19 protein-coding genes are annotated in these 21,332 nt (G+C 49.6%); 3 read left to right on the top strand and 16 right to left on the bottom strand.

Annotated elements, in window-relative coordinates:
• Window positions 1–53 precede the first annotated feature (53 nt).
• Both V2546_RS12930 and V2546_RS12925 read left to right on the top strand, forming a co-directional pair.
• Window positions 54–446 (top strand): Fur family transcriptional regulator, encoded by a 393-nt coding sequence (locus V2546_RS12930; RefSeq protein ID WP_118603999.1) that lies wholly within the window; start codon window positions 54–56, stop codon window positions 444–446.
• A gap of 165 nt (window positions 447–611) precedes the next feature.
• A complete protein-coding gene (locus V2546_RS12925) occupies window positions 612–1,154 on the top strand; it encodes an NADH peroxidase (protein WP_118298377.1) in 543 nt (180 codons plus the stop codon).
• 377 nt (window positions 1,155–1,531) lie between these two features.
• Here the strand turns inward: V2546_RS12925 and larC are convergent, their stop codons facing one another.
• The 3 genes from larC to V2546_RS12910 all read right to left on the bottom strand — a co-directional run bounded on the left by larC (window position 1,532) and on the right by V2546_RS12910 (window position 5,023).
• Complete coding sequence (gene larC, locus V2546_RS12920; protein ID WP_329752553.1) at window positions 1,532–2,971, bottom strand: nickel pincer cofactor biosynthesis protein LarC; 1,440 nt, start codon at window positions 2,969–2,971, stop codon at window positions 1,532–1,534.
• 27 nt (window positions 2,972–2,998) lie between these two features.
• Complete coding sequence (larB, locus tag V2546_RS12915) at window positions 2,999–3,766, bottom strand: nickel pincer cofactor biosynthesis protein LarB (RefSeq protein WP_329752571.1); 768 nt, start codon at window positions 3,764–3,766, stop codon at window positions 2,999–3,001.
• 363 nt (window positions 3,767–4,129) lie between these two features.
• Window positions 4,130–5,023: a fumarylacetoacetate hydrolase family protein gene (locus V2546_RS12910; protein ID WP_329752552.1), complete on the bottom strand. Its 894-nt coding sequence runs from the start codon at window positions 5,021–5,023 to the stop codon at window positions 4,130–4,132.
• A 314-nt stretch (window positions 5,024–5,337) separates the two neighbouring features.
• On the opposite strand from V2546_RS12910, the gene V2546_RS12905 reads away from it, so the two are divergent.
• Window positions 5,338–5,817 carry an S-ribosylhomocysteine lyase gene (locus V2546_RS12905; RefSeq protein ID WP_118298381.1) on the top strand — a complete coding sequence of 160 codons (480 nt, stop codon included), beginning with the start codon at window positions 5,338–5,340 and terminating at the stop codon, window positions 5,815–5,817.
• Between the two features lie 125 nt (window positions 5,818–5,942).
• On the opposite strand, the gene V2546_RS12900 is transcribed toward V2546_RS12905, so the two are convergent.
• From V2546_RS12900 to V2546_RS12840, 13 genes are all read right to left on the bottom strand, one after another.
• Window positions 5,943–7,961, bottom strand: a complete 2,019-nt coding sequence (locus V2546_RS12900) for an alpha-amylase family glycosyl hydrolase (protein WP_329752551.1) — start codon at window positions 7,959–7,961, stop codon at window positions 5,943–5,945.
• A gap of 31 nt (window positions 7,962–7,992) precedes the next feature.
• Complete coding sequence (locus V2546_RS12895) at window positions 7,993–9,858, bottom strand: ABC-F family ATP-binding cassette domain-containing protein (protein ID WP_329752550.1); 1,866 nt, start codon at window positions 9,856–9,858, stop codon at window positions 7,993–7,995.
• A 74-nt stretch (window positions 9,859–9,932) separates the two neighbouring features.
• On the bottom strand, window positions 9,933–10,688 hold the full coding sequence (locus V2546_RS12890; RefSeq protein ID WP_329752549.1) for an exodeoxyribonuclease III: 756 nt from the start codon (window positions 10,686–10,688) through the stop codon (window positions 9,933–9,935).
• A gap of 283 nt (window positions 10,689–10,971) precedes the next feature.
• Window positions 10,972–11,751: an ABC transporter permease gene (locus V2546_RS12885; RefSeq protein WP_118298385.1), complete on the bottom strand. Its 780-nt coding sequence runs from the start codon at window positions 11,749–11,751 to the stop codon at window positions 10,972–10,974.
• Between the two features lie 51 nt (window positions 11,752–11,802).
• The gene (locus V2546_RS12880; RefSeq protein ID WP_142412058.1) at window positions 11,803–12,900 is read right to left on the bottom strand and encodes an ABC transporter substrate-binding protein; all 1,098 of its coding nucleotides are present in this window, start codon (window positions 12,898–12,900) and stop codon (window positions 11,803–11,805) included.
• A gap of 135 nt (window positions 12,901–13,035) precedes the next feature.
• Window positions 13,036–13,827, bottom strand: a complete 792-nt coding sequence (locus V2546_RS12875; protein WP_243016026.1) for a nucleoside phosphorylase — start codon at window positions 13,825–13,827, stop codon at window positions 13,036–13,038.
• Between the two features lie 58 nt (window positions 13,828–13,885).
• The gene (locus V2546_RS12870) at window positions 13,886–14,668 is read right to left on the bottom strand and encodes an ABC transporter permease (protein ID WP_118298387.1); all 783 of its coding nucleotides are present in this window, start codon (window positions 14,666–14,668) and stop codon (window positions 13,886–13,888) included.
• A complete protein-coding gene (locus V2546_RS12865) occupies window positions 14,665–15,411 on the bottom strand; it encodes an ABC transporter ATP-binding protein (protein WP_329752548.1) in 747 nt (248 codons plus the stop codon). The genes V2546_RS12870 and V2546_RS12865 overlap by 4 nt, the downstream gene beginning before the upstream one ends.
• A gap of 18 nt (window positions 15,412–15,429) precedes the next feature.
• A complete protein-coding gene (locus tag V2546_RS12860; protein WP_329752547.1) occupies window positions 15,430–16,167 on the bottom strand; it encodes an IclR family transcriptional regulator in 738 nt (245 codons plus the stop codon).
• 489 nt (window positions 16,168–16,656) lie between these two features.
• On the bottom strand, window positions 16,657–17,607 hold the full coding sequence (gene add, locus V2546_RS12855) for an adenosine deaminase (protein ID WP_329752546.1): 951 nt from the start codon (window positions 17,605–17,607) through the stop codon (window positions 16,657–16,659).
• A gap of 70 nt (window positions 17,608–17,677) precedes the next feature.
• Window positions 17,678–18,628, bottom strand: a complete 951-nt coding sequence (locus tag V2546_RS12850) for an ABC transporter permease (protein WP_329752545.1) — start codon at window positions 18,626–18,628, stop codon at window positions 17,678–17,680.
• A 3-nt stretch (window positions 18,629–18,631) separates the two neighbouring features.
• Entirely contained in the window at window positions 18,632–19,678 is a 1,047-nt protein-coding gene (locus tag V2546_RS12845; RefSeq protein ID WP_118321424.1) for an ABC transporter permease, read from the bottom strand.
• Window positions 19,671–21,227 (bottom strand): ABC transporter ATP-binding protein, encoded by a 1,557-nt coding sequence (locus V2546_RS12840; RefSeq protein ID WP_118298393.1) that lies wholly within the window; start codon window positions 21,225–21,227, stop codon window positions 19,671–19,673. The genes V2546_RS12845 and V2546_RS12840 overlap by 8 nt, the downstream gene beginning before the upstream one ends.
• Window positions 21,228–21,332: the final 105 nt, after the last annotated feature.

The following is a 21,332-nucleotide window of genomic DNA, read 5'->3' as shown; positions in this document are numbered from 1 at the left end:
TCATTATTATTGTCTATTTAAATTTTAGAAATGATCCAGAAAGGAGGTTTCCCATGAAAGCATTAAAATTCAGCCGCCAGCGTGAGTCCATCCGGGAATGCCTGAAGAACCGCACTGATCATCCTACCGCCGATGCCGTCTATGTGACGATCAGCAAAGACTATCCAAAAATCAGTCTGGGGACTGTGTACCGCAATTTAAATCTTCTGGCGGATATGGGCGAGATCCAGCGTTTTTCCAGCGGGGACGGCTCAGAGCACTTTGACTACAATACTGATCCACATTACCATTTTGTATGCAGGACCTGCGGAGCGATCATTGATATGCCTCTCGAGCTGGTTCATGATACATCGGATCTTCTCTCCGCCCCGTTTCCGGGACGCGTTGACTCCCACACTGTTTTCTTTTACGGCGAATGCGAGGACTGTCTGAAAAAGAAAAGCTAAAAATTCAAAAATTCTATTGACATTCGTTGTCAATTAGAATATAATAACGATAACAGTTACTATTATTTTTTAAAAATAACTGTGATCCATGTTGCATCATTTATGATCAGAGATTTTGATACTCCCTGATCCCAGATAATAAATCTTAAAAAGGAGAAAAATACTATGAAGAAATTTGTATGTTCTGTATGTGGTTATGTATATGAGGGCGAGGCTGCTCCGGAAAAATGTCCGCAGTGCGGCGCTCCGGCTTCCAAGTTCACTGAGCAGTCCGGCGATATGACATGGGCTTCCGAGCACGTAGTTGGTGTTGCAAAGGGCGTAAGTGAAGATATCCTTGAAGATTTAAGAGCAAACTTCAACGGCGAATGTTCTGAGGTTGGTATGTACCTCGCTATGGCAAGAGTTGCTCACAGAGAAGGTTACCCGGAGATCGGTCTTTACTGGGAGAAAGCAGCTTACGAAGAGGCTGAGCACGCTGCTAAATTCGCAGAGCTCCTCGGCGAAGTTGTTACAGACAGCACAAAGAAGAACCTTGAGATGAGAGTTGAGGCTGAGAACGGCGCAACAGCTGGTAAGACAGACCTCGCTAAGAGAGCAAAAGCCGCTGGTCTTGATGCAATCCATGACACTGTTCACGAGATGGCAAGAGACGAGGCAAGACATGGTAAGGCATTTGCTGGTCTCTTAAAGAGATATTTTGGCTAATTTATAATAAGCGCGTTATAAGAACGTCATGTAACAAGAACCGGTATTCCATCTGCGGATGAGATGCCGGTTCTTTTTTATTGGCGATACGGATCCTGTATCATGCTGTTTTTTCATAGTTTTCAGGTTTAACCTTAAAAACTATGCTGTGAATCTATCTTTTATGGTTATAGAGAAAAATGGTAAACTGCCCGACACAAAAGCCGCGCAAGATACAATGTTGGACTTAATATTTCCATTTTGTGAAACAAAAGATCGACAGTGCATGGGCTGAAGAAGTCCATGCACTGTAATAATTCCGGAATCACCGCTTAGGATAATAAGCCGGAATCCTCGGTTATTCAATTGCCGATGTAGTTCACTATTATTGTCATTCTCTACTGATTATTTTTTACGATCTTCCTGACTTCACCAAGACTCATCCCCTGCTCTCTCGCGATCTTCGCAAGGTCTTCATACTCAAGTTTTCCGCGTTTCACGCCGTAACCTTCCGCGATCTTCTCGCGAACCACGCCATACGGAGTCTCGTGTTCTTTCATGGTTCTTGTAAGAGTATAGCGTCTGCTGATATTTTCACGGATTCCAAGTGTTGTCGTGTGTTTAAAGAGCAATGAGATCATCTTCTCTTCATCTCCGCAGCGGCACATGCAGGTCAGGAGAATGCCCGGGCGGCTCTTTTTCATGCCGATCGGGATCGTATAGACTTCCAGGGCGCCTGCTGCAAACAGGATCTCCTGAACAAAGCCCAGCGCTTCCGGGGTCATGTCATCGAGATTGCAGGAAAGCTCTGCTACCTCATCTCCGCACTCTTCCGTCTCACCGAAAAGAACGCGCACACAGTTCGCGCGCTCAAAGTCTTTCTTTCCCATACCATAGCCGATCGCGGATGTCCGCATCACCGGCATTTCCCGGAATTCTGTCACGAAATGTTTTAAGAGCGCTGCGCCCGTCGGCGTGCAGAGTTCTCCTCTGATCGTACCGCTGTAGATCGGAAGTCCCTGTAAAATAAAGGCGGTTGCCGGAGCCGGGACCGGCAGGATCCCGTGCGCACAGCGGACGTTTCCACTTCCGACATGGATCGGGGATGCGACGGTCTTCTGTGGGGCGATCATATGCATTAAGAGGCAGACTCCGGCGATATCCGCGATCGCGTCCGCAGTGCCGACCTCGTGGAAATGGATCTCCTCGACAGTCTTACCGTGGACGTGGGACTCTGCCTCGGCGATCAAGTGGTAAACCGCAACAACATCCTTTTTGACCTCATCAGGCAGATTTAAATGTTCAATAATATGAGAAATCCCGGCCATACTTGCGTGATGATGGTGTGGGTGGCCGGAATGCTCTTCTGTGTGGATTTCCTCGTGGGTATGAGTGTGATGGAAGTCGTGCTCATCATGGTGGTCATGATCGGGCTGGTGATCATGGTCGTATGCATGTATGTGAGTATTGTCCGCCATATCAGCGGCCATCTCATGGTGATGGACCTCAGCCTCATGGTGGTGATGGTTCCCCGCCTCTTCGTCGTGGTCGTGGCAATGTTCGTGATGATCATGGTCATGCTGCTCTGCGTGGTCGTGTACATGCTCCTGCAGATCCACATCCACGCTCTCCTCTTCCTCTCCGTGGATCGTCACCTTCATATGCGTTCCAGTAATCCCGCACTTCACAGCCGGTTCTGCCTCAACAAAGAGTCCCGGCACCCCCATCTCATTCATTGTCTTTAAAAATCCTGCCTTGTCCGGGCAGATCTCATAGAGGGACGCCATCAGCATGTCTCCCGCAGCGCCCATTCCGCAGTCAAAATATAATGTTTTCATTCGAAATACCTCCGCTTATCTCCAATATCATCCCCGCATATGGTTCATCATGCTCGCCAGATACCCGGCTCCGAATCCGTTATCAATATTTACCACGCTGACGCCGCTCGCGCAGGAGTTCAGCATCGAAAGGAGCGCAGAGACACCTCCAAAGGACGCCCCATACCCGATACTCGTCGGCACCGCGATCACCGGACAGTCCGCAAGACCGCCGATCACGCTTGCGAGTGCGCCTTCCATCCCCGCGATCGCGATGATCACGCGGGCATTCATGATCGAATCCATATGGGACATCAGGCGGTGAAGTCCCGCAACTCCCACATCATAGAGGCGCTCCACCTGATTTCCGAGTGCCTCGGCCGTAAGCGCGGCTTCCTCCGCCACCGGGATATCGCTGGTCCCACCGGTCGCCACGACGATCGTGCCGACGCCGTCTTTTTCCGGGAAGTTTCCGCAGATCGCGACCTTCGCATCCTTAAAATACCGGTATCCGCTGCCGTTCGGATAGATTTCCGACAGCAGTTTCTCTGTTTTTAAACTTTTTTCTTCATCCACCCGCGTGATCAGGATCGTCTCCTGCCCGCGTTTTTTCATTGCTTCCACGATCCCGGCGATCTGCTCCGGGGTCTTTCCCGCCCCGTAGATCACTTCCGCCGCGCCCTGGCGCAGTTTCCGGTGCGTGTCCAGCTTTGCAAATCCCAGATCATCATATCCCGCCGCCGTAAACGGCTCCTTTTTCAGTTCCAAGACAGCGTTATCCACAGACAATTCGCCTGCTGCCACCTTTTTCAACATTTCGCGTATATCTTCCACTTTTGTTCTCTCCTTATGTCAAAGTCTGCTGCTGCGACGGCATTTACCGGCAGCTGGATGCCCGAAAGGATTATGCTCCGGCATAGTCCTGTACCGCGCGGTCGTTTGCGACAATCTTTCTCTTTCACGCGAGTGCGCATCTTAGACGCACAATGTCTTTTTGTTTCACAGGAAGTTCCTCCGGAATTTCCCTGTGAAACAAAAAGCCACGAAAAGAGCAGCCAGTCATTCTGACTGACTTTTTTGCTCCCTTCATGGCAACTTTTCATTTTATGAGATGTGCTTTTTTATCGTCACACCGGTTCTTGCCGCATTCGATCATGCATGAAGCAATCCCCTCTCATTTTACTCCCCAACAGTATTCTTAAGAGTTCCAATCCCTTCGATAATGCACTCCACAACATCGCCTGTCTTAAGGAATTTCGGCGGTACGAATCCCATGCCGACTCCTGCCGGCGTTCCTGTTGCGATGATCGTTCCTGCCTTTAATGTCATTCCTTTTGTAAGTTCGCAGATCACTTCTTCAATTCCATGGATAAAAAGTCCCGTGTTGGAATCCTGACGGAGTTCTCCGTTTACTTTTGACTGGAGTTTTAACACCGGCGGAAACGCAGTGGAATCGACCGTCATGATACACGGGCCGAGCGGTGTGAAACCATCCAGGCTCTTTCCAAAGTACCACTGTTTATGTTCCGTCTGCACCTCCCTGGCGCTGACATCATTCATGATCGTATATCCGAAAATATAGTCTTTTACTTCTTCCGGCTTCACATCTTTCGCATCTTTTTTGATGATGACCGCAAGCTCTGCCTCGTAATCCAGCTGGTTCGTCAAATTTTTATGTGCCGGAATGATCCCGTCCGGATCATTCGTCCGGTTGACGCGCTTGGAGAAATAGATTGCCTTCTCAGGTCTCGCAAACTCCTCTTTCTGGAACCTCGCAGATTCCGCCGCATGATCCATATAGTTGATCCCCAGGCAGATAATATCCTGATCCGGCTCCGGGATCGGAGAAACTATCTTAATTTCTTCCACTGGTGCTGCTCCGGTCACATCCCCCGGTGCCTTTTTTGAAATATAATCCAGCATTTCCATCTCAGATGGTCCTGCCTCGCGGATCAGGTCCTTCATGGACCGGTATTCCATTCCCGCTGCCGAAATCGGATAAGCCCAGGTTTCATTCTCATTGAAAACACCTAAAAATGGTCTTTTGTCTACTTCATATGCCAGTAATTTCATAACTACTCCTTATGGGACGTTATTCTAGTTACCCAAAATCCCGTTAACAGTTATTATAGTACAAATATTCTTGCGAAACAAGGTCAAATTGAAGCGCAATATCTCCCCGGGATCTTGCCGATGCTTTGGATTCCGGATCGGCAAAATCTGCGGTCATAACCGGATCATACAGAATTTTTGCTTCTGAAAATTCCTGCCAGCATACAGTAACTTGCATTCTTTCCCCATTCCCTTTATAATAAAACTGATACAGGCAGACATCATCACGTCTGCGGACAACAATCTGTAAAACTCATGAAAGGGTGTATCTTATTATGGAAAAGATCACAAGCTTCACTGTCAATCATCTGAAACTGGTTCCGGGTGTTTATGTATCCCGGAGAGATATCGCCGGAGACAATCATGTTACCACCTTCGATATCCGTATGACCCGTCCAAACTACGAACCGGTCATGAATACTGCTGAGATCCATACAATTGAACATCTCGGTGCGACTTTCTTAAGAAACCACCGTGTATACAAAGATAAAGTTCTCTACTTCGGACCGATGGGATGTCGGACCGGCTTCTATCTGCTCCTCGTGGGTGATTACGAATCCGCAGATATCGTGCCGCTCCTCCAGGAAATGTTCCTCTTCATCCGCGATTTTGAGGGAGATGTTCCGGGTGCCGCTGCCCGCGACTGCGGAAACTATCTCGATATGAACCTTCCGATGGCAAAATATCTTGCCGGAAAGTTCTATGATGAGGTCCTTGAGAATATCCGGGAAGAGCAGCTGGTTTATCCGGAATAAGCAGAATCCCTGCCACTGAAATGATACCGCAAAACAGAAGTTCTTAAGCTTCCGGCGGTTCTCATCTCATGGCAGGGATTTTTTATATCCAGGAACGCAGTGCACAATTTTCAGTTTATTTACTTTTACAGCTCTTTTCCATTTTCTGGTGTACTTTTCTCTTCCTTTTCACAGGACTTTTCGACCAGATCTGTCTTCTCATTCTTCTCTTTTTTGCTCCCGCTCTTTCCTTTTTTCGTCTCCTTCCCCGAATCCGGATCCGCAACACTTTCGAGGATCATGATCCCGCGAGGCGGCACTGCCAGCATCATCTGGTTTTTCAGGACTTCTCCGGTTCCATCAGACGGCAGATCTTCCACATCCGGATCCGCCGTGCTGCAGATCACATGCCACTTCGCGCCTTTCGGCAGATGGGGAAGCCCGAACATATGCGGTTCCCAGTGCATGTTGTAGAGGACATAAAAGTTCGCGTCATCCGTCCCGTCCGGTTTCTTTGCGTAAGCGCCCCAGTACAGGATCCCGAACTGCCGCCGGAAATTTTCAAATTCCGGTTTCCAGGCGTTTTCGCCGTGGTAGGAGACATCCGGACGGCCGCAGGACTTGTAGTCCATGATCCGTGGTTCCCGGTCCATGTGGAACATCTTGTGGGATTTCCGGAAGGCGATCAGGCGTTTCACAAACTCCACCTGGTCCATATGCGTCTCCAGGAGCTTCCAGTTTAACCATGAGACCGCATTATCCTGACAGTAGGCGTTGTTGTTGCCGTCCTGACTGTTTCCAAACTCATCGCCAGCCATCAAAAGCGGTACTCCCTGGCTCAAAAACAGGAGCAGATATGCGTTTTTGATCAGCTGTTTTCTGAGCTCCACGATCTTTTTCTTTCTCGTCGGTCCCTCCGCTCCGCAGTTCCAGGAATAATTGTAATCGCTTCCGTCCCGGTTCTCCTCACCGTTTTTCTCATTGTGCTTCCGGTCGTAGGAGACCGCATCCATCAGTGTGAAGCCGTTCGTGTTCGCCATGTAGTTGACAACCGCATACTCCGCCGGATTCCTGCGGTTCCGGAATTCGAACGCCTGGAGCATTCCTTCATCACCTTTTAAGAAACGGCGCATATCCTCCATAAACTGCATGTTGTACTCGGCAAGATTCTTTTCCGCAACGGAAACCGGACCGTCTCCCGGCGTGATATAGCCCTTTTTCGGGCGGCGATCCATCACCTCGTTCCAGTTTTCCGCAAAAAGCTTCGTCCTCTTTAAGAACGGGTCCTCCGCCGCCAGCAAAAGATTCGGGAATCCCAACAGATGAAAGCCGTCCACATGATACTCCTCTACCCAGTAGCGAAGGACCGATACGATCTCCCCCGGAAGTTCTTTTCCGGTAAAATACAGTTCCGGAATACATTCGATCCCGGCCCTGTGCAGCTCTTTTACCAGCGTTTTAAACTCGCTCTCCGCCGACATCTCCCCGTGAGACGCATATGCCGACTTCACCGCATAGAGATATGACGGTCCATATCCCCAGTAATTGATATATCCCGTCGGTTCCGGTTTCGCATCATGAAATCCATTTCCGGATGACGACATCATGACCTCGTCAAACTCCGTCACCGGCATCAGCTCCACCGCCGTGATCCCGAGGTCTTTCAGATATGGGATCTTCTCCACGATGCCTGCATACGTTCCGCGGACAGAAACATTCGAGGACGCATGCGCTGTAAATCCACGGACATGAAGTTTGTAGAGGATCGTATCGGCATACGGGATTTCCGGATTTGCATCATCTTCCCAGTCAAACACTTCCGACAATACCCGGCACTGCACCGGCTTTCCGGCACGTTTCCGGTCCGCCCATTTTTCACGCCCGGTAAGGATCCGCGCATAGGGATCTGCCACAATTTTTCCATCAATCATGAAATTATATTCAAATGATGCAAGATCAGCCCGATCCAGTTCCAGTGACCAGACATCTCCCATCCGGTGTTTCGGATCAAACGGGATCTTCTCACATGGCTTCTTCTCGCCCGGCCGGTATAAGAGCAGGAAAACCTCCTCTCCGTGTCCCTGTACCAGGATATGAGCGCTTTTTTCTTCCTGCGTAACACCAAGTGGATACAGGATTCTGTTACTGTTTCGATATTCTGCCATTTTAAATCCCCCGTTTTCCCCGACATGAGTATTATTTATTCTTCTGCGCCTCGATCTGCTCTGCCAGGTCGTTCAGATATACCCAGCGGTCCATCTTCTCCTCGAGCGCAGCTTCCTTCTCTTCCTTTTCCTTCATCAGCTCATTGAGCTTCGTAAAGTTCGTTGCGGACGCCTCGATCTCCTTTTCCAGGTTCTCAACCGCCTCTTCCAGCTTCGCGATATCGTCCTCGATCGTATCCCACTCCCGCTGCTCTTTGTAGCTGAATTTCAGCTTCTTTTCCCTCGGTTTCACGTTTGTCCGCGGCGCATTTCCTTCCGGATCGCCCTCTGCGGCTGTCCCGTTCCCCTTATCCGCAGACTTCTTCGCAGATGCCGGATTCTCCGCCGCGCTCTCCGCAAGCTTCGCCTCCCGCTCCGCCTTCGCTGCCTGATAATCCGTGAATCCGCCTTCGTACTGCTGGAGTTTTCCGTCTCCTTCAAACGCAAAAATCCTTCCGACCACGCGGTCCAGGAAATACCGGTCATGGGAAACCGTGATCACGATTCCCTGGAAGCTGTCAAGATAATCCTCTAAGATCATCAGAGTGCGGATATCAAGGTCATTCGTCGGCTCGTCCAGGATCAGGACATTCGGTGCACTCATCAGGATCTTTAAGAGATACAGACGTCTTCTCTCGCCGCCGGACAGTTTTTCGATCACCGTGTACTGGACAGACGGCGGGAACAGGAACCGTTCCAGCATCTGGGATGCGCTGATGCTGCCGTCCTTCGTCTTTACATACTCTGCGACATTCTTGATATAGTCGATGACCTTGAGACTCGTGTCCATGTCCTCGTTTTCCTGGGAGAAATAGCCGAGTTTTACGGTCTGCCCGATCTCGATCGTACCGGAATCCGGTTTTACCCAACCCGCGATCATCTTCATCAGCGTCGATTTTCCACTTCCGTTCGGTCCGATATAACCGATCCGGTCATCTTTTAAGAAAAAGTAAGTGTAATCTTTGATCAGGACCTTGTCCCCGTATGATTTACAGAGATCCGTGATCTCGATCGTTGTCCTCCCAAGGCGGCTGGAGATCGACTCCATCTCGACTTTTCCGTCCTCCACCGGTCCCTTTTTGTCCCGCAGTGCCTCGAAGCGCTGGATCCTGCCTTTCTGCTTTGTGGAACGTGCTCTCGCACCTCTCTGCATCCAGGCAAGCTCGGTCCGTAGGATCGACTGGCGCTTGCGCTCGGACGCCTTTTCCATGTCCATGCGCTCCGCTTTCAGTTCCAGGAATCCCTCATAGTTTGCCTGATAGCTGTAGAGTTTTCCGTTATCGAGCTCCACGATCCGGTTTGTCACGCTGTCAAGAAAATACCGGTCATGGGTGATCATCAGGAGCGCGCCCTTAAATTTCTTTAAATAATCTTCCAGCCAGTCCGCCATCTCACTGTCAAGATGGTTCGTCGGCTCGTCCAGGATCAGAAGCTCCGCTGTCGATAAAAGCACCGATGCCAATGCCGCGCGCTTCTTCTGTCCGCCGGACAAATGTTCCACTTTCTCGTTAAAATCCGGGATCCCGAGGCGGTTCAGCATGGATTTCGCCTGGCTCTCAAGGTCCCAGACGTGCTCATGTCCCTCATTTTCCCTTAAAACACTCTCTAACACCGTCTCTCCCGGGTGGAATGCCGGGTTCTGCGGAAGATAGCGGATGTCCAGATTTCTTCCCCGGACGATCCGGCCGGAGTCCGGCTCCTCAAGTCCCGCCACCATCTTTAATAAGGTGGATTTTCCTGTTCCGTTGATCCCGATCAGACCGATCTTATCGCCTTCGTTGATGGAAAAATCGGTATCGTCAAAGAGTAATCGTTCTGTATATGATTTCGTCAGATGTTCTGCCGTTACTAAGTTCATGTTATGTCAACCTGCCATTGTTTTATTTCGATCTATCGTCGTTGATTTTCCGACGTTCAGCATTCCACTATTTATCAGTCGATATCCAGCTCCACCGGACAGTGATCGCTTCCCATGATCTCCGCATGGATCTTTGCGCCCACCAGCCTGTCCTTTAAGCTCTCGGAAACGCAGAAATAATCGATCCGCCATCCCGCGTTCTTTGCTCTCGCCGAGAACCGGTAAGACCACCAGGAGTAGATCCCTTCCTGATCCGGGTAAAAATACCGGAAAGTATCGATAAATCCGGCGCCCAGGAGCTCCGTGAATTTCGCGCGTTCCTCATCGGAGAATCCCGCATTTTTCCGGTTCGTCTTCGGATTCTTCAGGTCGATCTCGTTGTGGGCTACATTGAGATCGCCGCAGAAGATCACCGGCTTCTTTTTCTCCAGCTCTTTCAGGTACGTCCGGAACGCGTCCTCCCACTGCATCCGGTAATCCAGACGTTTCAGCCCGTCCTGGGAGTTCGGCGTGTAGCAGGTGATCACGTAATATTCCGGAAATTCTGCCGTGATCACGCGGCCTTCATGGTCATGTTCCTCGATCCCGAGTCCGTAAGTCACTGCGACCGGCTCTTCCTTCGTAAACATCGCCGTTCCGGAATATCCTTTTTTCTCCGCATAATTCCAGTACTGGTGATATCCCGGAAGCTCCAGATCTACCTGGCCTTCCTGCAGCTTGCTCTCCTGGATGCAGAAGATATCTGCGTCCGTCTCCTTTAAATATTCTAAAAATCCCTTTCCCAGGCAGGCACGAAGGCCGTTTACGTTCCAGGAAATCATTTTTTTCATAGATTCGTTCTCCATTTCTATCGCACTCTTGCATGGACCGTTCTGAATTGTATCCTGCAGACATGAAAAATTACAGATATTCTGCGATCCGCATATAAGTTAAGTATATCATCATTCCATATGATTTACCATCATAAAATACTCCGGACTGCAGCCGGTGAATAACGCGAGCAGTAACGATCTCTCCCCATCCACATGATGGCCGGCTAAAGAAAAAACAAGGTCCCCGCTGCAGCATCATGCGCCGCAGGCAGGGGAACCTTGCCTGTTTTTCTTTTGATTTTTAACCGACCACACTCTTATCGATGACTTTCCAGTAAAGCGCCTTTTTCTCGACAAATTCCGAGATCAGATACAGCGCCAGACCGATCACGCTTAAGAGGATGACTGCATTTAAGATCATCTTGATATCATATGTCTCGCTTCCCAGTGTCAGCAGATATCCGAGTCCCGCTTTGGCTCCGATCATCTCGCCGATAACAGCACCTGTCATCGCCTGTGTCAGGGCAAGCTTGATACCGGACAGCATCATTTCGATGGAATACGGAACCTCGATCTTACAGAATGTCTGCCATTTGCTGGCTTTGAGTACCTTCATCAGATTGTATACATTATCTTCAATGGAACGGATCGCGGACACCTCGTTGATCATGATCGGGAATGATACGACCAGGATAACAAGGGCTGCCTTTGATTCGATGCCGAGTCCCATCCACAGGATAAATAACGGTGCGAGGGAAATCTTCGGCGCTGTCTGGATAATGATGACAAACGGCATGATCAGGCGTTCAATAAACCGGATCTTCGCCATAATATACCCGAGGATCAGTCCGATCACAATACCGATCACGGTTCCCATAAGGATCTCTTCCATCGTGACACGGATATGTTTCATGATATCACCGCTGACGAACAGCTTTACCATTGAATCTGCCAGTTCTGCCGGGCCGGGAAGCAGATAATTCGGTACATGAAAGAGCCGGATATACAGTTCCCACACGATCAGAAACAACGGCAGAAACAATGCCGGAAGAATGATTTTTCTGTATTTTCTGTAAAACATCTCTCACCTCATAACTCTTCCAGCCCGGAGCTGGGAAATCTTTGTTCTCTCTTATTTTGCCGGTGTATAAAGAAGCTCTGCTGCATCGAAGGTCTCATCGATGTTGCCGATCTCTTTGGATTTATTGATGAGTGCCTGCCACTTCTCCGGATCAGATGCGCCGATTCCGTTCTCTGCTGTGTAGTCGCTCTGCCATAATGTCTTTACGAATACATCATTTAAGATCTGGACAACAACATCTCTCTTTTCTGCGAATGTCGGTGCATATTTCTCGATGGACATATCAACTGCCTCTTCTACATGGCCGTCGATGATGTATTCGATCGCTTTGTTTAATGCGCGGCAGAAGCCATCAACTGTTTCCGGATCTTTCTCAACAAGTGCATCGCCTGCAACTAATACGTTTCCGAAGGACGGAAGGAACTGGTCACATGTGATCTCGCTTGCAGCGAAACCGGAGTTGTTTAACTCGATCGTTCTGAGTTTGGAGAATACGATCGCATCGACCTGACCCTCAGTGAGAGCTGTCAGGATCGCACCTGTACCAACGATCTCAACCTGAACATCGTCGATGGTAAGTCCTGCGGACTCCAGAGCTGCCTGAAGCTGGAAATAGTTTGCGCTTCCAAGGCTTGTTACCGCTACTTTTTTGCCCTTTAAGTCAGCCGGTGTGCTGATTCCGGAATCACTTCCGAAAATGATCGCTCCAAGACCTTCCTGGTATGTTGTGTGAACAACCTTTACCGGGATTCCCTGTGCTTTTGCAGCTACAACTGCATCTGCATTCGGGAAACCGAACTCAACATTTCCTGCTGCGACATTCTTTACGATATCAGCAGCTGCTGCATAATAAAACTCTACATTCAGACCTTCTTCTGCGAAGTATCCGTTTTCCTGTGCAAGATATAACGGTGCGTAATACGGAACAGCGGAACCGTCGATCTGGATGGAAACAGTCTTTAAGTCTCCTGCATCCTTTGCCTCGGCTGCTGTTGTTTCGTCTGCTTTGCTCTCTTCCGCAGCAGTTGTCTCTGCTGCTGTTGTTGCGGCTGCCTCACTCGCTTTGTTTGCGCTGTCAGAGCTACATCCTGCAAGCATGGACACTGCCATGGCTGCTGTCAGTACGGTTGCAAGAATTTTCTTTCTCATAGTACTCTCTTTCTCCTTTTCATAATGGATGATACATTTGCTCCCGCCGGGTGATATTCCCGGCATTTATAATTTTCCCTGCCGTCTCCGGCCGGGTCATTATCATAGATCCGTTATCCGCAGTATCTTTTTCCGCTATTTTCTGTGAAGATATTCCTTATATAATTTTTCTCCTGCTGCCAGTGCCGTTCTGCACATTTCCTTCTGCGCAGGTTCAAAATCCACCAGCCACTGGTCCGTGATCCGGTTGCAGTGTACCGCGCAGATACTTCCCGAGAAAACATTGTTCAATGACGCCAGCGTGAAGATCGTCTCCGCTTCCATCTCCATGTTCAGGATGTTCCATTTTTTATACTGTTCCAGGACCGCATTTTCATCATATCCCGTTTCAAACGGCATCTGACGTCCCTGACCATGGTAGAAAGAGCCGACCGACATGCAGACTCCCATGGAATATGGCTGTTCTCTCTCTTCACACGCACGTTTCAGACAGTCCAGGACCTCGAACGATGCCAGCGCCGGGTATTCCGATGGTGCGTAAAAGCACGATGAACCGCCTCTCCGGACAGCACCTGTGTTTAATACCATAGCGCCGCACGGCACCTCTTCCTTCAGGACACCTGTTCCGCCGATCCGGATCAATGCTTTTGCTCCGAGCGCGATCAGCTGGATCACAGCGATCTCTGTTGACGGTGCGCCGATCCCTGTGGAACACACTGTAATTTTAATGCCATTGTAATATCCTGTCCCAACCACGTATTCCCGGTAATTGCTGACGATCCTGTAATCTTCCAGCAGATCCTCAAACATCGATACGCGCGCCGGATCCCCCGGAAGCAGCACGATCTCTCCAATATCATCTGCCGTACACTGGATGTGCGGCATTTTTCCATTCATCGTCGGTGATGAAGCCGATGTAAAATTCACACAAATCTCCTCCAAAAACTTTCTTCCTTTGTCTTTTTCCGAACAGGCGCAGTCCTTATCAGTTCTTTGACTCATGCCAGTACAGGAATTTATCTTCCAGCACGCTGATCACCTGGTATGTCGCGATTCCCAGGATGATCGTTACGATGATGCCTGCGAGCAGCATCGGTGTGTCATATGTCGATGATGCATATGTTAAAATGTAGCCAAGGCCCTGTTTTCCCGACATCCATTCTGCAACGATCGCTCCGATGACTGCCTGGACGATCCCCACTTTCATGCTCGCAAAAAGTGCCGGAAGTGAATACTGCATCTCAACCTGTGAAAAGATCTGCCATTTTGATGCCTTTAAGATCTTCATCAGGTTTCTGACATCCGGCGGGATCGATTCCAATCCCAGCATCATGCCTGACAATACCGGAAACAGTACCATGGAAATGATCAGGACAACTTTTGATACAAGTCCGATCCCGAACCAGATAACGAACAGCGGAACAAGAGCGATCTTCGGCGCTGTCTGCAGAAAGATCAGATACGGCATCAGCATCGTTTTCAACGCATCGACCTTGATAAATATATATCCAAGTACGATCCCGAGAAACGCTCCGATCACAAACCCGAGAATGACCTCATATGTTGTCGTCCAGAGATGGGGATAAACCGTTCCCTTTACAAACATTTTTTCCAGACTGTTCCATACTTTCGGCGGCGATGGCAGAATGTACGCCGGTACATGTTTCACTGCAACGTAGATCCACCAGATCGCAATAAAGACACCGACGGAAAGTGCATACTCCCCGATCGTTCTTAAGACACCCTGAAGTTTTCCATTTTTCTTCATCCGATGATCCCCCTCAGGTACTTATTGTATTCTGTAAATTTCGGATCATTTCTTATCGCTTCTCCCCTCGGGCGCGGCAGATCGATCTCGACCATCTCCTTTACGCGTCCCGGTCTCGCCGACATGACGAGCACCCGGTCTGACAGGAACGTCGCTTCCTCAATGCTGTGTGTGACAAAGATGACCGTCTTTTTCGTCTTCTGCCAGATCTTCAGCAGCTCCTCATTTAAATGGTCCCGCGTCAGGGCATCCAGCGCACCGAACGGCTCATCCATCAGGAGCAGCGGCGCATCGTAGGAAAGCGCACGGACGATGGAAACCCTCTGTTTCATACCACCGGAAAGTTCTCGCGGGAGCGCTGTCTTGAACTCGGAAAGTCCTGCAAGTTCTAAGAGTTCATCGAGCTTTTTTTCATTCTCTTCCGTCTGTTTTTTCTGGATCACAAGCGGAAATTCCGCATTCTGTCTTACATTCTTCCACGGAAGCAGGACAGAATCCTGGAAAACAAAGCCCATCTGCTGGTCTGCGCCGTCACGATACTCGATCGTGCCGGATGTCGGTTTGTCGAGGTTTCCGATGATCCGTAAAAGTGTTGATTTTCCGCATCCGGACGGACCGATGATCGAGATAAACTCACCCGGCCGGATCTGAAGATTGATATCCTTCAACGCTACTGTATCCTCTTTTAAGAGGTTGCTGTATACCTTGTTTAAGCCTTTTAACTCTACGCTGTACTCACTCATAACGTTCCTCCTTTTTCTTTACCGGATTGCCTCAGAAATTTCTTCCGCATATGCCTTTAACAGGCGGATCTGTTCCTGCATCTCTTCTTCATTTCCGTCTTTCAGCGAAGTAAATGCCAGTGCTGCCGCCGGCTCCCCGTTGATATCAAAGATCGGGCACGCCACGCCCTGGATACCAAGCTGCAGTTCTTCATCGATCACGGAATATCCCTGGGCGCGGATGCGGTCAAGCTCTGCATTTAACTCCTGCAGCCCTGTTTTTGTATTCGGCGTAGTCTTTGTTCTCGTCTCTTTTTCCAGGATCTCAAGCGCCTGTTTCCTGTCCATATACGCCATAAACACACGGCCGGCAGAGGTAGAATAAAACGGGATCACATGACCGATCTTCATCATGTACATATTGGAATCGCCGCGTTCACTGCATGCAATGTTCATGGCGACGCCGTGCTCCATGATACAGAGGACTACATTCCTGTCAATTTTTTCTGCAAGTTTCTGCATCGATGTCTGTGCTGTCTGTGTGAGTGCACTTCCCTTTACAACACCTGCCGCAATACCGCAGATTTTATATCCCAGACGATATTTTTTTGTCTGTGCATCCTGAACAACAAGGTGATTTCCTTTCAGACTTGTGAGTATCCGATGGGTAGAACTTGCCGGGATATTCAGCTGTTCTGCAAGTTCCGTAACGGACAAGCCATCCATGTTCCGGCTCAGGACCTCCAGCGCACTCAGTGCGCGATCAACTAACTGCATAATTGCCTCCACTTGTTGTCGCAGCAGCAGCTAGTAAAGCGGACATTCGCAATCCGCTTCGCTACTTGCTCATGAACGCAGTCGCTTCGCGATCTGTCAGTGGGAGCTTTCAACTCCCACTGACATAAGCATCCCACTCACCCACCGCTTAGTGCTCCGCGCACTTGAAGCGGGGGAATGCTTATCTGCGTTCAAACAGCTGCCGTATAGCATCGCTCGTCATTTGTTTTGTTTATTCCGTGTAGTGGAATAGTATTCCGTAAACTGAAATTAGTTTTATCTATTTTAACATTTTCCGCACTTCAATGCAATGTCAAGTGACTTTTCCTCCCATCTTTGGCATACACTACAATTTCATGGGACAATTTTTGTATATTTTTGACGATTTTCATTCCGCTTAATGGAATATATATTTTTTAGTACAGAAAAAGCGACAGAATTCCCGGAGTTTTTTCGTTCATTCTGTCGCTTTCCTGTATCTTATTCCTTTTATTTCAGGAATCTTGCCTCCCAGGCATATTCCTGCATCTTTTCGATCTCCTCGTCGCTGAATCCGAGCTGTTCCTTTAAGACTTCCTTCTCTTTCTGAAGTGTCGTTCTGGAACATGTCCGGTTATCAGAGTTTACTGTCACATGGACTCCCTCATCGAGAAGCTTGTGGATCGGATGCATCTCGATCGCCGGGACAACTTTTGTGTGGTAATTGCTCGTCACACATACCTCAAGTGTCACATTCTCGTCGATCAGTCTCCGGATCAGTTCCGGATCATTGATCGCCGCAACTCCATGTCCGATGCGCTTTGTCCCGAAGGAAAGCGCTGTCTTCATGCTATCCGGTCCGGCAGCCTCTCCTGCATGGATCGTCATCGGGATTCCGTATTCACGGACTTTCGCAAAGACAGGTGCAAAGTTTTCCGTCGGGAACAGGCCTTCCGCGCCGGCAATGTCAACCGCGCACACGACCGGTCCAAGATACTTTTTCGCTGTCTCCACCGTCTGCATGTTCAACGCTTCATTGTCTGCTCCGCGCATGCAGCAGAGGATCAGTCCGACACGGATCTCCGGATAGGCCTTCATGCCGCGCTCCGCACCGCGGATCGCTGCCTCGACAACTTCATCCTGCGTCAGACCGCCATTTACGGAAAGCTGCGGTGCAAAGCGGATCTCCGCATAATCCACACCTTCCTTTGCAAGATCTTCCACAAGCTCATAAGTCACACGCGCGATCGCGTCTGCTCTCTGAAGGACAAGAAGCGGAAGATCAAAGCGCTCCAGATATTCCTCCAGTGTCCTGCAGTCTTCCGGCACTTCCATTTTATACTTTACTTCTTCCGCGCTCTCCGCAGGAAGCCTGATCCCCTGTTCTTTCGCAAGCTCCCAGACTGTCTCCGGGCGGAGTGAGCCGTCCAGATGTAAGTGAAGTTCTGTTACATGACCCATAGATTCATTCTCCTTTCTGTCTTCTAAAAACAGCTCCCGTTCCCAGGAGCTGTTTCCTCTCCGGCCGGGATCACTTCCCAGCCGCAGCTTTCATCTGTTTCTTTTTCTTGTTATGTTCTACCATCGCGCAGTAGATCGTGTAGGCAATGATGATGATGAGATAAGGCATCATCTGGATAAACTGAAGCGGAATGGAAGAATTCTGCAGATAGTTCGCAAGGCTCTGGCAGAATCCGAACAGCAGGGATGCAAGCATTCCGATCACTGCATTTCCCGCCGCGATCGCCTGCGTCGCCAGTGCGATATAACCGCGTCCGGCAGTCATTCCGGATGAGAAAAGTCCTACATATCCCATGGACAGGAAGGCGCCCGCCATACCTGTCAGGATCCCGCTCAGGCAGAGTGCGATATATTTGATCCGCTTTACCGGAATGCCGACTGATTCCGCCGCATCCGGAGATTCCCCGACCGCACGGATATGCATACCGAGTCTCGTGTACTTAAACATATACCATACAACTGCCACTAAAACAAGTGCTGTGTATGTCAGGACATGATGTCCGGAAAGGACAGCACCGATCACCGGGATGTCTTTTACGACCGGGATCGTTAAACTCGGAAGTTTTAAAGATTCCAGGGATGTGGATGCGCCTTTTTCCCCCGTGATCAGGTAGAGGACGAAGATCGTTCCCCCGGATGCAAACGTGTTTAATGCGATACCGGAAATGACCGCATTGGAGTTTAATTTCAGGATAAAGTAGGCGAGAATGTTGCTGACAACAAATCCTGCAAATACCGCCCCCAGGAATCCGATCCATGCGTTGTGGGAAAAGGCGCTGACGACAACGCCGACAAACGCGGAGATCAGCATCGTTCCTTCCAGTGCGATATTGCTTGTCCCCGATCTGGACGAGATCATCGCGCCAAGTGTTGTTAAGAGCACCGGCGTCGCGCTTCGGAACATCGCGAAGTAGAACTCCGGGAGACTTAATGTTTTTAAAATTTCCTGTAAAAGATTCATCTGTTACGCCTCCCCTTTCAGTGCTTTTTTCGCTTCTTCGCGCTGTTTCCATCCCGCCATGAACCGCTCTGCCGTTACAAACAGGATCAGAACGGCCTGGATGATCGAAACGAGCTCATTCTGTACATCAGAGCGGCGTGACATGAGGTCCGCACCGACACGGATGTATGCCAGGAAAAACGCGGCAAACGGGACCATTTTCGGATTGTTGCCGGACAGGATCGCGATGATGACACCGTCCCATGCGTAGGACGGGGAATCCTGCCAGTTGAAACGCTGGTACATTCCCATCTGCTCCACGGCACCGCCGAGACCGGCAACAGCACCTGCAATGATCTGGGTCATGATGATGACACGGCTTGTCCTGATCCCGGAATATTTTGCGAATTCCGGATTGCTTCCGGAGATGCGCACTTCATATCCGAATTTCGTCTTGTATACAAGAATGTATAAGGCGATCACGGCCGCGATCGCGATCAGGTATCCAACATGGAAATTTGTCCCCGGGATCAGCTTTCCGAGTGCTGCCGTCGCCTGATATTTCTTTGATGCAAAGGTTCCCGCCTCGCGGTCTGCCAGGAATTTTGTCACATTGTAAATCCCGAGATAGAAGAATACATAGTTGAACATCAGGGAAGTTACAAGTTCATTTGTGTGGAAATACACTTTCAAAAGAGCCGGGATGCTGCCGATCACTCCACCGACTGCCGCTGCCGCGATCATGATGACGATCGGGTGGACTGCAAACGGAAGAGATGTTTTGATGGCAAGCGCCGCGGTCACGACCGCGCCTGTATACAGACATGCATCCGCGATCATCGAGAAGTTTCCGGACTTAAAGACAAGTCCCAGCGCAAGTCCTGTAAAGATCAGCGGCACACTGCTCGCAAATACTTCAAAAAAGTGACGTTTCGACTGCAGCGGTCCCAAAAACAGGTTGTAGATCGCTGTCACCGGTTCTTCACTGACTGCGAAGATGACTGCCACAGACAGGGCAATGGCGATCCCGAATGCACAGAGCAGTCTTACGATGGTAAATTTCTTATTCACAGCAGGCACCTCCGATCTGCTCTTTGGAATCTTCTTTTACACCGAGCATGTAAAGACCAAGCTCGTTCTCCGATGTCTTCTTCACATCCGCGATATGTCCGACGATCCGGCCTTCATGCATGACGAGGATCGTGTCGCTCAGGGAAAGGATCTCGCTCAGATCCGCGGAGACGAGCAGGATCGCTTTCTTTCTGCTTCTCATGTCAACGATCTTTTTCCGGATGAACTCGATCGCACCGACATCGATTCCACGCGTCGGCTGGTTCATGATCAGGAGATCCGGTTCATAGTCAAACTCACGGCCAACAACGACCTTCTGGACATTACCACCGGAAAGTTCCGCGATGGACTGTTTGGAATTATCGTATTTTACGAGGAATTCCTTTAAGATCCTGTTTGTAAACTCGCTGATTTTTTTGCTGTCGAGAAGTCCGTGTGTTTTTAATTTATCCGTATAGTAAACCTTTGAGATCGTGTTGTCCTCCAGGGAAAGTTTCGGAGCCGTTCCGAATTTCATACGGTCTTCTGAGACATGGGAGATTCCTGCTTCCTGACGGGCGAGTACCGGAGCATTGGAAATATCCTTTCCATTCATCGTGATCGTTCCCTGCTGCTGCTTTAAGGTTCCGACGATCGCCTCAACGAGCTCCGACTGTCCGTTTCCATCAATACCGGCAATTCCGAGGATCTGGCCCTCTTTGATGGAAAACGAGACATGATCCAGTCTCGTCTTTCCGAACTGGTCCACATAGACAAGATCTTTTACTGAAAAGACGGTTTTTCCAAACTCCATCTCCTCTTTTTCAATATCCAGGCTGACATCACGGCCGACCATCAGGCGGGAGATCTCCCTCTCATCAAGATCTGAGATCTCATACGTTCCCATGGTCTTTCCGTCCCTGAGGATCGTCATGCGGTTGCAGAGTGCCTTGACTTCATTTAGTTTGTGTGAGATGAAGATGATCGTGTGGCCATGTTCTCTTAAAAGTTTTAACTGTTCAAACAGTTCCTCTGTTTCCTGCGGTGTCAGCACGGCTGTCGGCTCATCCAGGATCAGGATATGCGCGCCCCGGTAGAGTGCCTTTAAGATCTCAAGTTTCTGGCGCATGGCAAGAGAAATGTCTTCGACCTTTTCTTTTGCCTCTACCTTCAGATTGTATTTGTCGGAAAGTTCTGTCGTGATCCGCACTGCTTCTTTCCTGTCTACTTTCAGTGCGGTTCCCGGCTCTGCACCGAGGATCAGGTTCTCCGCCACAGTCATGGACGGGACCTGCATAAAGTGCTGGTGTACCATGCCGAGTCCGGCCGCGATCGCATCGCTGGATGAAGAGAAGTGTACTTCTTTTCCATCCACAAAGATCTGGCCTTCCGTCGGTGCCAGCATACCAAACAGCATTTTCATCAAAGTTGACTTTCCTGCACCGTTCTCTCCGACCAGCGCATGGATCTCACCTTTTTTGATCTGCAGATTGACATTATGGTTTGCCACAACGCCGCCCGGGTATACTTTTGTGATATTCCGGGCCTCTAAAATGATCTCCTGCTCCATTCATTCTCCTCCAGGTAAAGCTCTTATCCGCCTGTATGTTCCGGCAGTTGTCCCACCGTTATGCATGATGATAAAAAGCAACATCTCCTGCGATCCGCGGACAGG

The sequence above is a fragment of the Clostridium sp. CM74B_53 genome (assembly GCF_036318045.1).
In the GTDB taxonomy this organism is placed as follows: Bacteria; Bacillota; Clostridia; order Lachnospirales; family Lachnospiraceae; genus Pilosibacter.
This window is presented reverse-complemented; position numbering and strand designations above follow the sequence as displayed.